Source organism: Bacteroides sp. 1001302B_160321_D4, assembly GCF_015667765.1.
GTDB lineage: Bacteria > Bacteroidota > Bacteroidia > Bacteroidales > Bacteroidaceae > Bacteroides > Bacteroides xylanisolvens.
Map to the genome: position 1 here is coordinate 42,875 of NZ_JADPLO010000036.1, position 18,153 is coordinate 61,027.

General features: G+C 42.2%; 18 protein-coding genes and 1 pseudogene. 8 read left to right on the forward strand and 11 right to left on the reverse strand.

The window, feature by feature from the left end:
* Nucleotides 1–110 precede the first annotated feature (110 nt).
* From KFO40_RS14675 to KFO40_RS14700, 6 genes are all read right to left on the reverse strand, one after another.
* The gene (locus tag KFO40_RS14675; RefSeq protein WP_005868841.1) at nucleotides 111–827 is read right to left on the reverse strand and encodes a tyrosine-protein phosphatase; all 717 of its coding nucleotides are present in this window, start codon (nucleotides 825–827) and stop codon (nucleotides 111–113) included.
* A gap of 87 nt (nucleotides 828–914) precedes the next feature.
* The gene (locus tag KFO40_RS14680) at nucleotides 915–3,305 is read right to left on the reverse strand and encodes a GumC family protein (RefSeq protein ID WP_008782414.1); all 2,391 of its coding nucleotides are present in this window, start codon (nucleotides 3,303–3,305) and stop codon (nucleotides 915–917) included.
* Between the two features lie 16 nt (nucleotides 3,306–3,321).
* Entirely contained in the window at nucleotides 3,322–4,113 is a 792-nt protein-coding gene (locus KFO40_RS14685; protein ID WP_005868837.1) for a polysaccharide biosynthesis/export family protein, read from the reverse strand.
* Between the two features lie 12 nt (nucleotides 4,114–4,125).
* Complete coding sequence (locus KFO40_RS14690; RefSeq protein WP_005868835.1) at nucleotides 4,126–5,247, reverse strand: MraY family glycosyltransferase; 1,122 nt, start codon at nucleotides 5,245–5,247, stop codon at nucleotides 4,126–4,128.
* A 74-nt stretch (nucleotides 5,248–5,321) separates the two neighbouring features.
* A complete protein-coding gene (locus tag KFO40_RS14695) occupies nucleotides 5,322–5,900 on the reverse strand; it encodes a UpxY family transcription antiterminator (protein ID WP_005868833.1) in 579 nt (192 codons plus the stop codon).
* A gap of 870 nt (nucleotides 5,901–6,770) precedes the next feature.
* A complete protein-coding gene (locus KFO40_RS14700) occupies nucleotides 6,771–7,991 on the reverse strand; it encodes a tyrosine-type recombinase/integrase (RefSeq protein ID WP_005868829.1) in 1,221 nt (406 codons plus the stop codon).
* A gap of 566 nt (nucleotides 7,992–8,557) precedes the next feature.
* On the opposite strand from KFO40_RS14700, the gene KFO40_RS14705 reads away from it, so the two are divergent.
* The 6 genes from KFO40_RS14705 to KFO40_RS14730 all read left to right on the forward strand — a co-directional run bounded on the left by KFO40_RS14705 (nucleotide 8,558) and on the right by KFO40_RS14730 (nucleotide 11,092).
* Nucleotides 8,558–8,869 carry a DUF2958 domain-containing protein gene (locus KFO40_RS14705; protein WP_005868826.1) on the forward strand — a complete coding sequence of 104 codons (312 nt, stop codon included), beginning with the start codon at nucleotides 8,558–8,560 and terminating at the stop codon, nucleotides 8,867–8,869.
* Nucleotides 8,870–8,942: 73 nt separating this feature from the next.
* Entirely contained in the window at nucleotides 8,943–9,179 is a 237-nt protein-coding gene (locus KFO40_RS14710; RefSeq protein ID WP_005868824.1) for a hypothetical protein, read from the forward strand.
* Nucleotides 9,180–9,192: 13 nt separating this feature from the next.
* Complete coding sequence (locus KFO40_RS14715; RefSeq protein ID WP_005868823.1) at nucleotides 9,193–9,441, forward strand: hypothetical protein; 249 nt, start codon at nucleotides 9,193–9,195, stop codon at nucleotides 9,439–9,441.
* 43 nt (nucleotides 9,442–9,484) lie between these two features.
* Nucleotides 9,485–9,922, forward strand: coding sequence for a hypothetical protein (locus tag KFO40_RS14720; protein WP_211146505.1), 438 nt, complete (start codon nucleotides 9,485–9,487; stop codon nucleotides 9,920–9,922).
* Nucleotides 9,923–10,189: 267 nt separating this feature from the next.
* Nucleotides 10,190–10,699, forward strand: a complete 510-nt coding sequence (locus KFO40_RS14725) for a hypothetical protein (protein ID WP_007569216.1) — start codon at nucleotides 10,190–10,192, stop codon at nucleotides 10,697–10,699.
* A gap of 162 nt (nucleotides 10,700–10,861) precedes the next feature.
* Entirely contained in the window at nucleotides 10,862–11,092 is a 231-nt protein-coding gene (locus KFO40_RS14730; protein ID WP_176702577.1) for a hypothetical protein, read from the forward strand.
* A 22-nt stretch (nucleotides 11,093–11,114) separates the two neighbouring features.
* Here KFO40_RS14730 and KFO40_RS14735 read toward each other — a convergent pair whose 3' ends face one another.
* The 4 genes from KFO40_RS14735 to KFO40_RS14750 form a co-directional block, all read right to left on the reverse strand.
* The gene (locus KFO40_RS14735; protein ID WP_005868817.1) at nucleotides 11,115–12,641 is read right to left on the reverse strand and encodes a type II toxin-antitoxin system HipA family toxin; all 1,527 of its coding nucleotides are present in this window, start codon (nucleotides 12,639–12,641) and stop codon (nucleotides 11,115–11,117) included.
* A complete protein-coding gene (locus tag KFO40_RS14740) occupies nucleotides 12,631–12,951 on the reverse strand; it encodes a helix-turn-helix domain-containing protein (RefSeq protein ID WP_005868815.1) in 321 nt (106 codons plus the stop codon). Before KFO40_RS14740 ends, KFO40_RS14735 begins: the two co-directional genes overlap by 11 nt.
* A gap of 99 nt (nucleotides 12,952–13,050) precedes the next feature.
* On the reverse strand, nucleotides 13,051–14,640 hold the full coding sequence (locus tag KFO40_RS14745; protein WP_005868813.1) for a type II toxin-antitoxin system HipA family toxin: 1,590 nt from the start codon (nucleotides 14,638–14,640) through the stop codon (nucleotides 13,051–13,053).
* A complete protein-coding gene (locus KFO40_RS14750) occupies nucleotides 14,633–14,983 on the reverse strand; it encodes a helix-turn-helix transcriptional regulator (RefSeq protein WP_005868812.1) in 351 nt (116 codons plus the stop codon). The genes KFO40_RS14745 and KFO40_RS14750 overlap by 8 nt, the downstream gene beginning before the upstream one ends.
* 129 nt (nucleotides 14,984–15,112) lie before the next feature.
* Here KFO40_RS14750 and KFO40_RS25710 point away from each other — a divergent pair.
* Nucleotides 15,113–15,272, forward strand: a pseudogene (locus KFO40_RS25710) (helix-turn-helix domain-containing protein).
* Nucleotides 15,273–15,398: 126 nt separating this feature from the next.
* Nucleotides 15,399–16,679 carry an ATP-binding protein gene (locus KFO40_RS14755; protein WP_005868811.1) on the forward strand — a complete coding sequence of 427 codons (1,281 nt, stop codon included), beginning with the start codon at nucleotides 15,399–15,401 and terminating at the stop codon, nucleotides 16,677–16,679.
* 305 nt (nucleotides 16,680–16,984) lie between these two features.
* On the opposite strand, the gene KFO40_RS14760 is transcribed toward KFO40_RS14755, so the two are convergent.
* The gene (locus KFO40_RS14760; RefSeq protein ID WP_005868810.1) at nucleotides 16,985–18,046 is read right to left on the reverse strand and encodes a LuxR C-terminal-related transcriptional regulator; all 1,062 of its coding nucleotides are present in this window, start codon (nucleotides 18,044–18,046) and stop codon (nucleotides 16,985–16,987) included.
* Between the last annotated feature and the right edge of the window lie 107 nt (nucleotides 18,047–18,153).

Sequence of the window (18,153 nt, forward strand, 5' to 3'; positions counted from 1 at the left end):
ATTGAATTCCAGCCTGTTGGATTTTTTTGTATGTATTTTATGCAAATCCACCTAGAGAGAAAAAGTTAAACAGAATCTACAGGTCTTAATAACCGATAATTATAATCTATTTAAACTATAACAGTCTGACTATCAATTAAACAGTTTTGTATATTTTTTGTAATACTCGTACAAATGAACTTTTGAAATATATTGTAATTGTGAATGTCCGTTCCTATATGAGTAATAGCCTTTTCTTTTAATAGCAGCATGGCTTTTTTCTTAATCCGGTTGCCATACATACCCGCTATTGACGGAAGATTGAACTGAAACTTCACTCCCATGTCTTTTAATTGTTGATAATCCGACTCACCCATATAAACATACCGTTCCGGATGGGCAAGAATGGGATAATAGCCTTTAGCCTTGATGCGGAGCAGAATGTTGTTCAATCCCATCGGAGGGTTAAAGTAGGAGGTTTCCACCAGTAGATGGTCACCGCTTTCACCCAAGGGCAGCAGATCGTTCTTTTCCAACCGTTCCTCGAAGAGGTTGTCAAGCATGTTCTCTGAGGCCAGATGCAGTTTTATCGGACCGCTATAGGTGGCTTGAAGTTCAGCGTAACGCTCCCGGAGGTGCAGTGTGGTGTTGGGCATATCTTCCATGATATGCGGTGTAAGCCATACGGATTTTATGCCCAACTCTTCATACAGGCGCAGTATTTCCAATGCTTCTTCCATCGTCTGCACACCGTCGTCCACACCCGGCAGAATGTGCGAGTGACAGTCGGTAAAATTCTTGAATATACCGCTATCTTTCAGCGATATACGTTTCCTGAATGGCCACACAATGATACGAGTATTTTTATATAAAACATTTTATTTTTTTTAATTAATAATCATCCATTTATCCCCACCCTGTTTTCCGTCGGAACCTTAGTGGTATCCTGAGCCGTAACCGTAGTGATAACCATATCGATAGCCATAACGGTATCCATAGCGACCGCCACTTCCCTCGGTCCCGTTCAAGATCAGGGACATGTTCTTGTATTTTTTCTCCTCGTAGATTTTCTCCAATTCAGCAAGCATACTCCGTTCAAGTAATCCTGCACGAACTACGAAAACGGTACGGTCGGCCAGTTTCTCAATAATTTGCGTGTCGGCCACCAGTTCAACGGGCGGACAGTCGATCAGCACATAGTCATATTGCTCCCTTACAGTATCGATTGTCTGCTTTAACCGCTCGTCGAACAATAATTCCGTTGGGTTAGGAGGAATCGTTCCCACGGGTAGTATATCCATAGATTTATGTTTCGGATCGGGTACGATGATCTCATCCAGATTATCGATACGACCTCCCAGATAGTCGCTCAATCCCTTGTCAGGAGAGTCGATATAGGATGATGCAGAGGCGTGGCGCAGGTCTCCGTCGATTACCAGCACTTTTTTTCCTTTGATGGCAAGGCTCACGGCGATGTTCATGGTCAGAAACGATTTGCCGCTGCCCGGATTGAATGAGGTCATGATGATGACATTCGAAGTCTTGTCCTTGCCGGTCATAAATTCCAGGTTGGTACGCAATACGCGGAATGCCTCGTTGATGATGTCACGGTTGCCCTCCTTGACGATAACGGCCTTGACTTCCTGCGGTTTCTTTCCTAATATCCCTTTTTTCTTTCTTGTGAACAGCGGAATTTCACCGATGAACGGTATAGTCAGGTTTTCCAGGTCTTTCCTTCCCCGTACACGGGTATTCATATTCTCGCGCATGAAGATAATGACTATCGGAATGAGCAGCCCCAGAGCGAATGCGACCATAAAGATATTTTTATGCACAGGGGATGTCGGCAACATGCTGCCGTGTGGCGGGGTAACAATGCGGGTATTATAAGCCGTGAACGCCTGTGAGAGTTCGTTCTCTTCACGCTTTTGCAACAGGAATAGGTAAAGAGCTTCCTTTACCTTCTGTTGGCGCTCCACCGAAAGCAGGTACTTGGCCTGTGTTGGGTTGGCCGCTATACGTGATGTCGTCTGTTGCTCCGTCTGCCGCAAACTTTTTATCTGCGAATTCAAGGTCACTATCTGATTGTCGATAGATCTGATTATCGCCCCACGCATGGATGCCAGAGCCTGATCCATATCCACGACCAGCGGATTTTCCGTGCTGCTGTTCGCAACCAGACTGTTGCGCTGCAACAGTTGCTTGTTGTATTCGGCAATCTGCGATTCAATATTGGCGCTTTCAATGCCGGAGTTGGCCGGAAGCAGTTGGGTACGGTTGGCATCGTTGGCTAAATAGTTCCGGATGTAACGGGTCATATAAAGCTGGTTGTTCAGGGACAGGATCTGCGCGTTGGCCGCACTGCTTTGAGCCATATACATACTCGATGCCGCCTGCACGTCGGGCAACAGATGTTCTGACTTGTAAGAGGAGATATCCTCGTCCACATTTCCCAGTTCCCGTTCGATTACGCCCAGACGCTCGTTGATGAACATTGAGGTGCTGACAGCGATCTGGTTTTTGTCCTTCACCCAATTCTCGTTATAAACGGAAATCAACATGCTCAATACATCTTCTGCCCGCTGTGTGGAGTTATCCTTGAATGACAAGTCTATGACTGACGCTTTCTCGCTGTTCAATGAAACGGACAGATTGGACGAGCAGGAGTTGACGGCGTTATACAGACTGGATTTGCCTACATATAATGTATATGCCTCGCCTTTCACGTAATTGGGTGTTGTATGGATAATGATTTTTCCCAATGGCGTAGTGATGGAGTCGAGCAAGCTTCCCTTTACGTCCTTTTCTTCAAGATCTGTCCCGTTACGTATAAAGTCGGATAGGTATAACGTACCGTCCGGCTGTATTTCCAACGTAAAACCGGCTGATTCATTCTCAGGCAAGTCATTTATCGTTACATCCACCGGTAATGTCAGTCCATAGGCTACCTGACGGTGGAATTTTCCCCGAACGAAGTAATTCATATCCAGACGCAACCGTTTAACCACTTCGGTCATTAAAGACGGTGATCGAAAGGTGATGAGTTCGTTATTCACATTTGTACCGGATTGAAACAGCCCGAACTCCGAGAAGGATTCCAAATCCGAGGAGACCGACTTGCCTTTGGAATCCTCTTTGATCAATACCGAAGCGGTACGTGTATATACGGCAGGAGTGCGTAACAGATAGGCAGTAGCGGCACCGATCGTTACCGCTAAAGACAAGACGAACCACTTCCATCTTGCGAGGCACAGGTATAACAGGTCCTGTATTCGCAGGAAATCATCCTGCTGCCCCGGTTTTATATTCTTTTGATTTACGGTCATCATATCTGATTCTATATTATTTTACAATCAACACGGTAATGGTCGTCAGCAACGAGGCCAATGACATCCAGAAAGAGGCTGAGCGGACGTTATTGCCGTTGACGGTCGCCTGCCGTGCTTTCATTGAGTTGGGTTCCACATAAACGATATCGTTCTGCTGCAAATAATACACAGGAGAGGCATAAAGGTCATATCCCGAATTCAGGTTGACCTGATACAGGGTTTTTTTCCCGTTTTCCTCCCGTTGTACCAGCACGTTTTCCCGTTTCCCATAGACGGTAAGGTCCCCGGCCATGCTTAAGGCCTCCAAAAGTGTCAGCTTGTCCTTTTCGATATTGAAACGTCCGGGGGTGGCAACCTCGCCCAACACTGAAACGGTCAGGTTCATAAACTCCACTGTAACAACGGGGTCTTTCACGAGATTCTTTGAAACCAATTCCTCTTTTATATACGAGGCGATCTCCGCGCGTGTCATTCCTGCCACATGGATATGTCCCAGCACAGGAAAATCAATATCCCCATCCTTATTTATTGTATATCCTGATATTCCCTGACTATTGGATGTACCTGATGTCGTACCAATCTGTCGGGATATGATCGGAAGGTTGAAAAGGTTCATTAATAAGGGGTCTTTGCTGTTGACCTGTATGGAAATCTTGTCTTCTGGACGTATCCGGATTTCCAGCGGGTTCAAGACTTGCTCTGCGGTACCCCGTTTCAGGTCCGTGAAATAAGCGACTTTCGGTGTGGCACATGATCCCAATAGAAAGGCCACGGTTAATAAGGATAAAATGTATCTGATTTTCATATTTATTGATTTTTATTTGTTGGTTTTCTGTTCCGATTGAAGTTGTGCGATAGATTTTGTCAGCCTGATGTTGGCGAGAGTCCATATCAATATATCACCCAAAACGATCCAGTTCACATTGAGATAAAGGGACAGAAGAATATTGAGCAGTATGAATATAGTTGACACGGAAACAATGATGATCATGGTATTGCGCTGCTTTATTCCGAGAGCAAGCAGCTTATGGTGGATATGGTTCTTGTCCGGCAGGAACGGGTTCTTTCCGTTGCGTACCCGATGCAGGTAAACCCTGACCACGTCACAGCATGGAACCAGCAAGGGTGAGAAGGCCAGCACCATCGGATGTACATTTCCTGTATTATCGTCTAGTCCGCACATGGTCAGTTTGAGACTGAGGAAACAGAGCATCATGCCGATGGTCAAACTGCCTGTGTCGCCCATGAAGATCTTCCTTCCGTGTTTGGCGTTCCCGAAAACATTGTAATAGAAGAATGGTACCAACACTCCCAATGTGGCAAACGCCAGCATGGCATAAACATACTGATGGAGCATAAAGAAAGTCAGTCCATAAAATAGGCAGGCGATACTGCATAGCCCGGAAGCCAGCCCGTCAATGCCGTCAATCAGGTTGATGGCATTGATGATGAAGACCACGATCAGGATGGTCAGGGGATATCCTAACCATAACGGCACCGCATGGATGCCCAGAACACCGTATAGGTTGTTGATATATACCCCACCGGCAATAAGCATCACGCCGCACAGAATCTGGATGACAAACTTGGCACGATAACGGATACCGATCAGGTCATCGGCCATGCCAACCAGATATAGTACCATGATGGAGCAGAAAGCAAAAGCCAAAGAGCACACGTCGTTCCCGATTTCGGACAATATCTCCGAATGTCCCAGCACCATATTGATTCCTAGCAACAGGGCTATGGTGAAAAACACTACCGGCTTGAATGCGATACCACCCAATCGGGGCACCGCACAATGATGTACCTTCCGCTCATCGGGAAAGTCGAACAATTTCTTACGGAAAGCGATTAGCAGAATCTGGGGAATGACGATACCCGCACAGAGAACACAAAGCAAAAATGCCAGTGAACAATTTACAATCCAAAAATACATATATTCAAATATTATTTTATTTGTGTAAGGCCACGAGGAAGGGGAACTTCATCATCTCCTTTTTGTGTCATCTCTCAAAATTTGTCACAATCGGAATCATTGATGACTTCAATCAAATCGGGATGAACTTCTACCGATATACCCATAATCCCTTCAAGCATCACAACCACCCGGCGGCGACGTTTTCCTTTCACCCGCATGAATACGCCCTTTACTCCATTGAACTTGCCACCGTAAATACATATGTGGGTACCTTTCCGTATGTCAATCTCTTCCGGTTTATAATAAATAGTGTTTTCTTCATACTGCGAGGCAATCTTGATAAAGCTCTCCATTTGCTTATCCGGCACCACGATATATTTCAGTCCCGTGCTTTTCTCCCACATCATGAATTGTAAGAAATTATATTTTTTTTTGAAATCCGTGATCTGTTTTCGGGAAGCATGCACGAAGACGAGATTCGGGATGACTGGTACAAGCCTTTTGGATTTCACTCCGTGATAGACCCTTACGGCATAGTGTTTCGGTATGAAATACTCTAGACCATCCTTGCCTTTGAGCATCTCTTCCGCCTTTTTCTCGTTTTTATAAGCGCTCATGGCGAACCATTGGATTCTAGTTAGATCTTCCCTTGTGGTTATGGGAGTACTCATTCGTCGTGTGTTTTTTAGTTATTACGGCAGGTCAAGATATACCCATAGTTCATCCCAACTTATGTATTGGTCTGTATTATAGTAATTTATGTCTTTTTTGGCTGTCATATCAACCATTCATGCCGTCTTTTATCTTGCCGCATTCCTATTTTTCTCCATAAGAGAAATAGAGGACATAAATATTTAACATATATAATTGATTTACAGGGATTATTCGCTGTAAATACAATCTAGTTTACTCAACATTTGTTATGTAACCACGACATTTAACGAGGTGGCTATTAAGGTTTTTCTTTGTTTTATGCTATTATGTTCAATAATTTATGTATTTTTGCATATTCAAAACATTTCTCTTATGGAGAAAACCGTCATTTATTCAATCTTTTTCAAGCAAGAATTTTGTACTTTCACGGGGCTTTTTCCTTTCTGAATCCATCTTGTCATACAACTGAAAGTATAGGGTATATACTTGTTCATTATATTCCTATGGCATTCGTATAGGAAATTTCTCCTATTTTCGGTGTTTCTCTTTCTGAGAGAAATGGGGTGATTGGTATTTTGATGTATATCAAATATTTATAAGATTGGTATAATCAATTTGCTCAACAAATAATCAGTTTTTTCTAATCATACCTCTTATTTTTTATGGTATGACTAATATTTTTCTTCTGATTTTTAGTGTTTTTTGTGTTATCTTTTGTACTTTTGCATTTACAAATCTTTCTCTCAGAAAGAAAACTTCAATTTGTATAACATAATTCCAACTTATTTTTTGTCAGATAAATAAAAATAATAATTGCCATAGAATAACAGCGGGCCGATTGGGCACGTATGCTGAAACCTATGGCGTAAACTGTTTTATAATGTGAATTAAAGTGTATTTAAAATAATACTGTTCGCTTTATCCACTACGGAGGTGTCTAACGATGCAAGATAAATCCGTGTAGTGCTTTCTGAATCATGTCCCATAGCTTCGCTGATGGTAGCCAACGGAATGTTTTTGCTTCTGGCGATAGAAGCCCAGGCGTGACGTGCCACATAACTCGTCAGCGGAATAGGAAGGCCGATTTGTTTTCCCAATTTCTTTAGTTTTGAATTCACCAGCTGGGCTGCATTCTTGTATTGTTTCCGTTCATCCGTTTTTGCGTCGAGAATGATCGGCAATAGATAAGAAGAACCTATGGTATCGTATTTATCTATGATTTCTTGCATGGGCTTTTCCCATTTGATTACTAGCTGTTGGTTGGTCTTTTTTCTGCGATATGATAAAAAACCGTTTTGCAAATTACTTTTCTTTAGATAAGCCATGTCTATAAATGACATCCCTCGGGTATAAAAACTGAACATAAATAGGTCTCTTGCATATTCCAAAGAGGAGTCGTGACTTAAATCCATATCGCGTATCTGTCGGATAATTTTGGCCGGAACTGCCCGTTTTACAGTTTTATCTATGCCCGTATATACATGTTTAAACGGATATCGCTGTATAACCAATTCTTTTTCTACGGCACGATTATACATGGCTCTGAGGTTTCTCATGTAATAGGAAGTACTGTTCGGACAAATGTCATTAGATTTTAGATATTGTTCATATTCCATCATCAGGTTGGAGTCTATATTGTCGAAAGGGATGTCTCTGCCTTTCTTTCTGAAATTCATGAATCGCTTGAAGCTATTGAGCGTAGTGGTATAAGTTTCTGTGGTGCGTATTTTACCTATTTGTCTCAATTCTTCAATGAGATTCTCACAAAATGACACAAAGTACTCGTTCACAGGAGGAGCGGAATAATATTCAATGATTTCGTCTGCCGTATATTTGTATCCAAGATTCTCAAATCTTATCATAATATCTTTTAGACGTGAGGTGTCTTCCTCAATACATTTTTTTAAAGAAACCAAATACCGATGCCGGTTTTCTCCTGTCTTTGCTGGTATGATTATTTGGGAATTGAAAATATCCCACTCGTCAGGATAAATCTTGTATCCTGAATTTATCTGCCTTGCTACACGATTATGAATTACTTGATAGAACAATGTTCCCGCTTTTCCTTCTATAGAGGAATGTCGATACTTTATTTTTAATGATGCCATTTTTTTGTTTAATTAATATTATATTCTCCAAAATAAATGTTTTGGCGTATTATATGTTTAATAACCAATAAATTAGATAACTGTTTGATTTTGATTATAGTTGGATTTATATTGATATGGCGAAATACTTGGCTATTATATATCAATGTGAATAATGTTGGATTTTATTCTTCTTTTATTTCCGTACTGCCCTTTTCCTTGTTTTCTGCCTCCCCTAATGTACGTTTTTTCATAGCCCCGTCTGAGAGCCTTTGTTTTTGAACGGCAAATTTATTTCGGTGGATGGATACGAAAGAGTTCCGGTCTTCGCCCTTTGTACCGAAAAAAATAACGCCGGACGGCTTCGCTGTCCCCAACATTTTTTGTCGTCCAAAACTTTTCTCAATCCCTCCTTCCTTCTTGTTGTGTGCCGTAAAAAAAAGGCTTATAAACTCAGATGGGGCATGAAAGCTCAAAAAAAAAGTCGGCAGAAAGAAAAGGTCATCCCGGAAAGGGGTTTTAAAAAAAGGTCTTTAAATCTAGCTGAAGCATAAAATTAGAAGTTTAACCCTTTAAAAATGTGACATATGATTACAGTGACGGAACAACTAAAGAATGTGTTTGAAGCCAACCCTTTGTACTCAAAAGAGGGGCAGGGGCTTAATGCGGAAGTCATCGCAAGGTTTTTCCTTCCTTTTTCTTCGGTGGTATGGTTGGTAACGGAAGCCGAACAGCAGGAAGACGGTGACTGGCTTTTTTTCGGTTATTGCCATATTCAAGAATGGGAATGGGGTTATGTGCTTCTTTCTCAAATTCAAGAGGTGAATGTTCGTGGGTTGACCGTGCAGCTGGATAAAGGACTGAAAACCGGTATAACGGTAAAAGCTTGCCTGAATTGATTAGAGAATAAACGGAGAGGGAACAACCCCTTTCCGCTTTCCAACCGGAATATTGAACTTAAAAACGGAAGTTATGGTTTACGAGACGAATTGCACGGAAATAACACAGGACAAATGGCGTGAGCTGATGAAGTACGGTAGAAAATGCTCCTATCGGCTGCTTACGGCGAGAATCAAGCGGGAATTGCCGGAATTATACCATGCGCTGGCTCTCCAGTTCTATAATCCTTATGCGGAACAGTGCAGGCAGACACCCACACATTATATATTGGTTCATTCGGCCATTGAATATTTTATCAGAAAACAATAAAGGACAAATGGTTATGAAAACAAAAAAGGTTGATAAAAAGAAAACGCTGGCTTATGCGGTGGCATTTTACTTTACGGATGTTTCCGTAAAGTTCATGATGGGGAATGCGATGTATGAGTATGTACATACCGTTTATGACAGGCGGTATGATAACGGTGGCTTTAATACGCTTGCCGTAGTCTATAATTACAAGAGGATGAAGTACGAGGTATTGGTCGTATCGGACGAGAAGGTAGGTGATAAGGAGATTCATATATTATAAGTTTCACAAACAGGGCTTTTGCCATATAAAAACGGCTTTTGAGATGAAAAAGTTATCGGCTTATACGGTTGCATCCAACTGCACCGACTTGACGGATATACGTGACGGCATCGCTGAAATACATGAAGCGATGAAGACTTGCGTTGAATCCGGGAAACATATCCCTTCATTCTATGTTTCCCGGTTGGCCAAACTGGAAACTAAAAAGAAGAAACTGGAGAAACGGACGCAGGTACACATGACCGTCACCATCTGTTTCTTTATAGATGATGATACCCTTACAATGGCAGTCAGGCATTGCCTTTTCTTCAAGCTGGAACCGACTCGGCAGAATGTGATGAAAGCCATCCGTGATGCGGTTCTTAATAACGGACGTTCCATTCTTGACTTTCCGGAAGCATGGGGAGAAGATCTTATGGATGTGTCTTTCTTTGATGTGGAGAATGCCATGAAGAAGCTGCGTTCCTCATTCGGCCTATAAACTTCATTGCATATTTTTCCGAAAGTAAAGTAACCGTTGGATTTTTGGCCAGCGGTTCTTTTTTCAAAAAAGAACCAAAAACTTTGAATACAATCTTTTTTCATCTTCTAACTTATGTATTCGGAAAAAATTCCATGGCATTCAGAAAAGGGATGATAGCGGTTTGGGGATTATAGGGTAGATTTGTGGGGTAAGCTTACAGAGACAGTTTTTATAGGCAGGTTCCGAAAAGCCTTTGAGAGAGTAGGAGAACATGAGTTATAATATATGGCTATAAGTATAAATGATAGACAATTGATTACACAATTTATTACTAATACTCAGAATTTGAATGTTAATTTACCTACAAATGGTGGAGGGTGTGCTAATTTAGTTAGAGGAATTATAGAACAGGCAACAGGAAAAAGAATTTCAGTTAATCCTTTTGGAGCTTCTTTAGAAAGTATGATACAAAAAATAAATACCTATCATGATTTAGCTAAATGTAATAATGGAGATATATTATATTTTGTGCATCTTCCTAATGCTGCTGTAAATTTACATCAAACTATTCATTATGCAATTTTTTGTAATGTTAATAATGCTGGTGTACAGAAAAATGTTATTGGGATAAATGGATTAGCAGATCTTTCTTTTTCTCCCACAGCTTATCATGGTGTTGTAGCATCTGTAATATCTCCGGGTAATTTTAATGGAGTAGGGCAGGTGATATATGATACTGTAGCATTCCCTAATATTCTTGGTGAATTGTATGTTATTGATTATGAATTGATATAGGAATAAGTTTCTTCGTTATTTTATGGCGTACAGTAGTATAGAAATAGAAAAAAACTGAAAATTGAATAGTAAATTTGTTTGCTCCATGTTACGTTTATTACCGCTTGTAATCGGGCTTTGCGCAGACTTTATGTCCTGAAGGCTTTTTAGTACCCCTTCCATTTGGAAGATTTTGACAGCAGCGATGAAGGTGGTGGAGGATATATCCGGCTGGAGGCTTTTCAGTGTGTTCTCCGATGGCTGATATCCTCTCATCTTCAGTTCCAGAATGGTATTGAAAAGTCATCATTTCGCATAGCCTTCATGAAAGCCTCCTCTTGTTCGTTGGCAATGTCCGGATTTGGATCGTATGCAGTTGCTTGCCGAACAAGAACAGACTTTTTATTAATGTAATAGTGTCGCTATTCGTCTGTTTTTATCTTCTAGCTAAAGGCAGTAACAACCGTTCCACAAGTTCTTTCTTGTTCTCAACGGGCATCTTGTTTCTGCCTTTGGCAATGACTTCAGCAGCCAAATCGCTTTTACGCCCGGCAATGTATTTCTGTCGCTTTCCGTTTATGAAGGCCTCGATACGGAAATCATGCCGGGTGTTTTCGATGATGTTGATTTCTGATACCAAAAAGCCATCCTCTGTCTCGTAGGGTTCGACAATGGTGGGCAGGTAGTGTTTCATGGTTTTCCCTATGATCGGAGATACCAAACCGGAAAGATGCTCTTCGATGCGGTCTTTCCAATAGTCATCGATTTGATGATTGGTGGCATAATCGTAAAAATGGCTGATGGCAAGGCTGACTTCTTCGATTATCCTTTTCGCATTCTTTATTCCGTTCTGTTTGGCAAATTGCATCAGGTCATCTTCCGTGATGTCGTTATCTTTTCCTGCAATGCTCATGGAGTGTGCGTTTTCGTATGCCGCACCGTCCAAATTGGTGGTGAATGTCATGTCGTAGGCTGGGGTGATGTGCCATGTGCCGTTTCTTTCCATCAGGAAAGAGAAATTCTTGATGTGGTCATCCACATTGCCGCCCATGATATTGAATACCGTCCTACGGTAGAGTTCGGACTGTTCGCTTGCCGGGATGTTCAGTTTTCGGCAGACTTCAAACAAATCCTCATAGCTCGTTGCATCCGGATTCATGGCAGCAAGTGTCTGTGTATGTATCTTCTCTCCGTTTATCCTATCGTAACGCTCCGTCAGGAAGTGATGTTTTCCCTCAATTTGAATGAGTCGGGAAGGCATCATCGTAATCCCGGCTTCCTTTGCCATCTCATAATATACCATTTCCATTTGCGTGAACGGAAAATCGTCCCCTTCTGCAAACTTCAATATGTAGTAGGTATAGCCCTCCGGTAAAGGGACTTGGCCGGAACGTATATCATGTGTCGTTTCATTGATGGCGATGATGGCTTTCGGGTGCTGCCCTCCGGCTGATGTACCTATCTCATAGATACTTTGCAGTTGCAGTGCTTCGTCATCTTGCACGGATATTTCCTCCCGTTCCTCAAAGATACGGCGTGCCAGTTGGTATAAACTCTCTATCTGGAGAGTGGAAGAGGATTCCAATCCAGGAGTGGCCGGGATGAACTCAAAGGCTCCCATTCCCCGTTTCCCGATGAAAGACAGTTTATCTACCGGTGTGAGTTTGCGCTTGGGGATATGGTTTTGTGCCGCCCATTGGTCGAAGACCATGTTACCCCACCGATCAGGCAATGAATCTGCCAAAAACGGTGGGAGACCTTGATAAGTCTTTTCTTTGTTTCCGAGTATGGGCATACCCTTTGCCGCCGGTCCTTTGACAGAAGCGGTCAGTGGGGCGATTTCCACTCCTTTCTTGATGAAATCCGGATGATAGTTGAAGACGGCTCTTTTGTTTCTTTCGTCCCAATAGAGCTTTCCGACTTCTTCTCCCCATAACATAACACTCACAACATTATTTTCCATGTCTTATCCTTTTCGGCTTTTTATTCATTATTCGTTCCATTGTATAGGCTGAAACAGGTATTTCCGGCATCAGATCATCCATCTGTTCCAGACAGTCCACTACTCGTAACAGGGCAAGAAAGTTGCCCATATTGATGTTATAGGCCTTCCCGTTCTCAAACTGGCGTAAGGTGATAAGGCTGACACCGGCTTTCTCGGCAGCCTCTTTTTGGGTGAGCCTATAGGTTAGCCTGTATTCCTTAAATCGTCTGCCCAGTTCCACTATGATTTCCGGATTGGCCATGGCTTGGGTGATGTGATTCGTTGTCATTTTACAAAGGTAAATATATTAATTGTTAAATCAAAATATGATATATAACAATTAATATATTTACTGTTATATTGAATTGTGCGCGATGTAGTTTGTGTGCTAATCCCCCAATTCCATGCTACGTTTATTGCCGCCTGTAATCGGGCTTTGCGCGGGTTTTATGTCCTGAAGGCTTTTTAGCATCCCTTCCATTTGGAAGATTTTGGCGGCAGCGATGAAGGTGGTGGCGGATACATCCGGCTGGAGGCTTTTCAGTGTGTTCTCCGATGGCTGATATCCTCTCATCTTCAGTTTCAGAATGGTATTGAAGTCATCATTTCGCATAGCCTTCATGAAAGCCTGCTCTTGTTCGTTGGCAATGTCCGGCATATGGATCGTATGCAGTTGCTTGCCGAACAAGAGCAGGTTTTCTCCGATAAAATCGGCGTGTTCCGGCTTGACCCCGCAATCCTTGGCAGTCTCATGCCAATGCGATACGGTTTCCTGTATCTCTTCGATAATCTGTTTGTGTTTCCGGATACCCATGTTCTCACCTACCTTTTGCAGATCTTCCATCGTGAAATTGTCTTGTTTGCCGTTGAGTGACAGCTGGTGGCGGTTCGTCCATTTGCCGCCCGGTGTGTATGAGTAGCAGAGGTCGTATGCTGGGGCCAGTTTCCACTTCCCTTGTCTATCCATCAGGAAAGATAAGTTCTTGCTATGGTCGTCATGGTTCCGGCTCATGACGTTGAACACCATTCTTCGGTATAGTTCCTCCTGCTCTGGATAAGGGAGGTTCATCTGCCGCATGATACGGAATATCTCTTCGTATGAATGGCGTTGGTCACGGTCATAGTGGGCAAGCCCGGCCAATGTCTGTACATGGATCTTCTCTCCGTCTTCCATACGGTCAAAACGTCGTGTCATAAAGTGATATGACTCTTTTTCCTGAAGTAACCGGCATTCCATCATATCGATACCGCAGGCTTTTGCCATCCGGTGATAGGCATATTCGATATTTCCTATTCCTTGTGGATTGTCCGTTATCTGCGTGTGTTCGCTGTATTTGCCGCCATCAAATTTCAACAGCCAATACCCGAATCCTTCAGGAGCTTTTACCTGTCCGGAGCGTACCTCTCCGGTAATATCGTTGTAGGCGATGATGGCCTTGGGCTTGGCACCTCCGGCAGATGTTCCCACTTTCAGTATATCCAGAATGTTTCTTCCTTCCTGGCGCAGTTGGACCTGAAAAGCCATTCTGTCCGTGAATACGGATTTGGCAAGCTCAGTCAGTTCCTCGATATGGAGCACTGATGATTCGTTCATGCCGTTGATTGGCGAGGACGGCTCAAACTCCAGTGCGCCCATGCCACGTTTGCCTACATAGCAAAGCCTGTCTAAAGGGGTAATCTCTTCTCCGGACAATCCCTTGCTGGCAAACCATTCATTGATGATCTGGTTTCCGAAAGTGTCCGGCAGTGAATCGGCAAACAGGCCGGGCAACCCCTTGAAACAGTCGGTACGGTTTTCAAGGAACCGGTAGGGGGTGTTCCTGTACTGGCTGATGGGCATGATGATGGGAGAAATGTCAAGACCGGAGCGGATGAACTTCCGTTCATAGTCGAACAAGGCGGCATTGCTTTCCTTTTCCCAATAGAGAGAGCCTACGCTTTCTCCCCATAGCTTTACATCTACTATCAAATCATTCATGGTTATCTTGTTTTAAATGGCGTACACGGTAGCGTTTCTTTCCTTGCAGTTTTTTGAGCTCTATCGGGCTGACCCGGATTTCCGGTACCAGTTGCTCCAGGTTCTCCAGCAGGCCGAGCGAGCGGAGTACGCTGATGAACAACAGCAGCGATACCGATTTGCCCTTCTCGATGTTCGCAACGGTCAAGGGGCTTACACCGGAAGCCGTTGCCAGTTCTTCCTGCGTGATATGCTGCCTGATACGTGTCTCTTTGATGCGCTGGCCGATTCTCATCAGCACAGCTGGATTGCTCATTTCATTCCACATGGTTGTTCCTTTTTTGCAAATATACAAATAATCCATGTAAATATATAGATTAACTTGAATATATGATGTTAATCTATATGAATACAATGATTATAGTTGCTTTATCGGCTGTTTTTTTCTTTGAACTAGGATGAAAACTGACTAAAATCACAATGTGTTGTGAATATGAAAGAGCTAGGAAAGATGATTAAAGAGTGCAGGAAGAGTTTGAAGGTCAATCAGCTGGAACTTCTCCGAACTGGCGGGCGTGGGCATCAATACGCTGGTGGCCATCGAGCGTGGAGAAGGCAATCCTAAATTGGCTACTGCTTTCCATTGGAGTTGATTAAAGTGCGGAAAAATGTATAAGATTGCTTCTATTATCTGTTTATTTTAGTATATTTGTGCTTTAAATAAGTGCGGATAAATGTATTATACGCTGTTTTTACATGTATAAAAATGCTGTTTGTAGATGAAAAGATTTGTTTTGCAACAACTTATAGAATGGAAAAACCGTGAGGATAGAAAACCTCTGATTTTAAATGGTGCCCGACAAGTTGGGAAAACATGGCTGCTCCATGAGTTTGCCAAACTTGAATACAAAAAAGAGGCTTATGTGGTATGCCGTAAGAATAACCTTGCACGCCAGCTTTTTTCTCAGGATTTCAATGTTGACAGAATTTTACGGGGGCTGCGTGCGATGACTTCCGTTGACATTACTCCGGGTGATACGCTTATTATCCTTGATGAGATACAAGATATCCCGGAAGCACTGGAATCTTTGAAGTATTTTAAAGAGGAGGTTCCGGAGTATCATATAGCTGTGGCAGGTTCACTTTTGGGGATATCCCTTCATCAGGATGTGTCTTATCCCGTAGGGAAGGTAAATGTCATCAATATATTTCCTATGAACTTTGAAGAGTTTCTTGTCGCCAAGGGAGAAGAAGAAGCTTGTAAATTGCTTATGAGTGGGGATTTTGAAACGATAAGCCTCCTGCATGACAAATATACGGATCTCCTTCGGCAATATTATTATGTAGGTGGTATGCCGGAAGTTGTACTCAAATATGTAGAAACGGATTCCTTGCTGGAAGTCAGAAGAATACAGTCGGAGATTTTGCAAGGCTATGATCTTGACTTCTCAAAACATGCGCCCAAAGAACAGGTTCCGCGTGTCCGAATGGTATGGAACAGCATTCCTTCCCAATTATTTAAAGAAAACAAGAAATTCATTTACGGAGCTTTGCGAAAAGGTGCCAGAGCCAATGATTTTGAGATGGCCATTCAATGGCTTGTAAATGCCGGGTTGTTGTATAAAGTGCCTCGATGTACCAAACCGGAGCTTCCGCTTGATATTTATGAAGACCTGTCGGCTTTCAAACTCTATATGGTTGATTTGGGGCTTATGGGTGCTATGGTCAAGACAGATCCGGCCCAAGTCTTGATTAAAAACGACATATTTAAGGAATACAAGGGAGGAATGACTGAACAGTATGTATTGCAGCAGATGAAAAGTAAGGGCGTGTCACCGATTTATTACCATAACACAGACAATTCGCGTCTTGAGTTGGATTTTGTTATTCAACGTAATGCCCAAATGGTGCCGATAGAAGTGAAGGCCGAAGGGAATGTCCGGGCCAATTCGTTGACAGCATTACTGGGAAAAAGACCGGAATTGCATGCGGAGAGATTTTCTATGTTGCCTTATAAAGTACAGGGTAATCTTACAAATTTTCCGCTATATGCAATATAGGTGTATCCTTTTCCCATGCCGGTCATACCGTTAGAACTGATTGATAAGTATGATGCGTATGTTGGCCGGTATGTCTATCTTTGTGGCAATGAAAACAGAGAGAGGATTGATTTACGCCTTGTTTTCCGGGACGGAAAGGAGATTGGCACGGATGATCTGAATCTGTATTATAATTGATGTGACGGCTTGGATGTCCCCCGGATGAATGTTCGGGGGATTCTTTTTCTTTTGGGCGTTCCTGTGGGACGGTCGGGCTTTACGTTTCAAGTCCTCGCCTAAAGGCTGTGGGCTTTACTCTGCAATCCCTAACGCATGGCTGAAAACTCTTCTTGCCGGTGTTCTTCTTCTTCATACAGCCTCATGCGTTCTTGTAATGCTTCTTTTAAATTGTCGCTTTTTTTCAGTCCGAGTTTGGCACGTATGTTCGCTCGTTGGCTGGTTATGTTTCCGCTACTCCGATGTAATAATTCGCATATTTGGCTGACGGTCTTGTCTTGCAGTATTAAACGGCAGATGTTTAATTCGGACGGGGATAAATTGGGATATATTCTCCTGATTGTATCAAGTTTACTTTTTTCCTTTTTCTGGTATGCGGCAAGGGCTGTAAAAAGATTTTCTTTGGATTGTTCCCCTATTATGTTTAACAGGGAGCTTGTCTTTTCTTCCGGGTTATTCTCGCTTAACAACTCGGCGAACGCGAATAGTTCTTCCTTTTTCATTTGGAGACGTTTCAAAAGCATTTCCTCTTCCTCTTTTAGCAAGTTGCTACTTTTTAGCAAGCTGCTGATATTACTGTGTAAGGATCTTCCTAATAAGGGGATCATGGTGTATATGATGATGATCAAAGGCAGATAACTGTATAGGAACGGTTCGTCGGTGATAAGTGTGCAGATTGTATAGGAAGCTATGGTAAGGGAGGACAATAGGATGGAGATATTACTCATATAGGCACAGATGGAAAGCATGGTAAATAAGAGAGAGATAGTAATGTTACTCATTATCAATGCTCTTTGATAACTATATTCATATCCGCTACATATTGAGCAATAAATTATTTCGATAAAAATCTCGATATGTATGGCTATCAGTATAATGGAAAAGGTCGTGGTCAGATTTACTCTCTTTTTAAAATAAGCGAGAGTGCACATAATGATAAACAGGAATAATACGCTGTTAATATAATAAAACTGTTCATTGGGAAATGGAACTGAATATATGTATATGGGTGCGCATAAGACCAGCATGAGCAGGGATAGATGAAAGACTCGTTTTTGTTGATACGTTATTATCATTTCTCTTTCTTTTTTGTCGTAAGTTTGAGTTTTTATTGAACTTAGAAAAGAGGCGGCTTTTGTGCTGATTTTCATGTGTTTTATTGTTTTAAGTGTTATTAAGTATAATGTTTCCTGCAAAAATAACTGTTTTTTTTTTTTTTTTTTTTTTTTTTTTTTTTTTTTTTTTTTTTTTTTTTTTT

What these genes read in the sequence shown, in the direction of transcription:
- KFO40_RS14685 (WP_005868837.1), bottom strand. Translation starts at nt 4,113, where the DNA reads ATGAAAATCAGATACATTTTATCCTTATTAACCGTGGCCTTTCTATTG.
- KFO40_RS14760 (WP_005868810.1), bottom strand. Translation starts at nt 18,046, where the DNA reads ATGAAAATCAGCACAAAAGCCGCCTCTTTTCTAAGTTCAATAAAAACT.
- KFO40_RS14740 (WP_005868815.1), bottom strand. Translation starts at nt 12,951, where the DNA reads ATGACAACGAATCACATCACCCAAGCCATGGCCAATCCGGAAATCATA.
- KFO40_RS14755 (WP_005868811.1), top strand. Translation starts at nt 15,399, where the DNA reads ATGAAAAGATTTGTTTTGCAACAACTTATAGAATGGAAAAACCGTGAG.
- KFO40_RS14750 (WP_005868812.1), bottom strand. Translation starts at nt 14,983, where the DNA reads ATGGATTATTTGTATATTTGCAAAAAAGGAACAACCATGTGGAATGAA.
- KFO40_RS14690 (WP_005868835.1), bottom strand. Translation starts at nt 5,247, where the DNA reads ATGTATTTTTGGATTGTAAATTGTTCACTGGCATTTTTGCTTTGTGTT.
- KFO40_RS14715 (WP_005868823.1), top strand. Translation starts at nt 9,193, where the DNA reads ATGAAAACAAAAAAGGTTGATAAAAAGAAAACGCTGGCTTATGCGGTG.
- KFO40_RS14710 (WP_005868824.1), top strand. Translation starts at nt 8,943, where the DNA reads ATGGTTTACGAGACGAATTGCACGGAAATAACACAGGACAAATGGCGT.
- KFO40_RS14695 (WP_005868833.1), bottom strand. Translation starts at nt 5,900, where the DNA reads ATGAGTACTCCCATAACCACAAGGGAAGATCTAACTAGAATCCAATGG.
- KFO40_RS14745 (WP_005868813.1), bottom strand. Translation starts at nt 14,640, where the DNA reads ATGAATGATTTGATAGTAGATGTAAAGCTATGGGGAGAAAGCGTAGGC.
- KFO40_RS14720 (WP_211146505.1), top strand. Translation starts at nt 9,485, where the DNA reads ATGAAAAAGTTATCGGCTTATACGGTTGCATCCAACTGCACCGACTTG.
- KFO40_RS14735 (WP_005868817.1), bottom strand. Translation starts at nt 12,641, where the DNA reads ATGGAAAATAATGTTGTGAGTGTTATGTTATGGGGAGAAGAAGTCGGA.
- KFO40_RS14680 (WP_008782414.1), bottom strand. Translation starts at nt 3,305, where the DNA reads ATGACCGTAAATCAAAAGAATATAAAACCGGGGCAGCAGGATGATTTC.
- KFO40_RS14700 (WP_005868829.1), bottom strand. Translation starts at nt 7,991, where the DNA reads ATGGCATCATTAAAAATAAAGTATCGACATTCCTCTATAGAAGGAAAA.
- KFO40_RS14705 (WP_005868826.1), top strand. Translation starts at nt 8,558, where the DNA reads ATGATTACAGTGACGGAACAACTAAAGAATGTGTTTGAAGCCAACCCT.
- KFO40_RS14725 (WP_007569216.1), top strand. Translation starts at nt 10,190, where the DNA reads ATGGCTATAAGTATAAATGATAGACAATTGATTACACAATTTATTACT.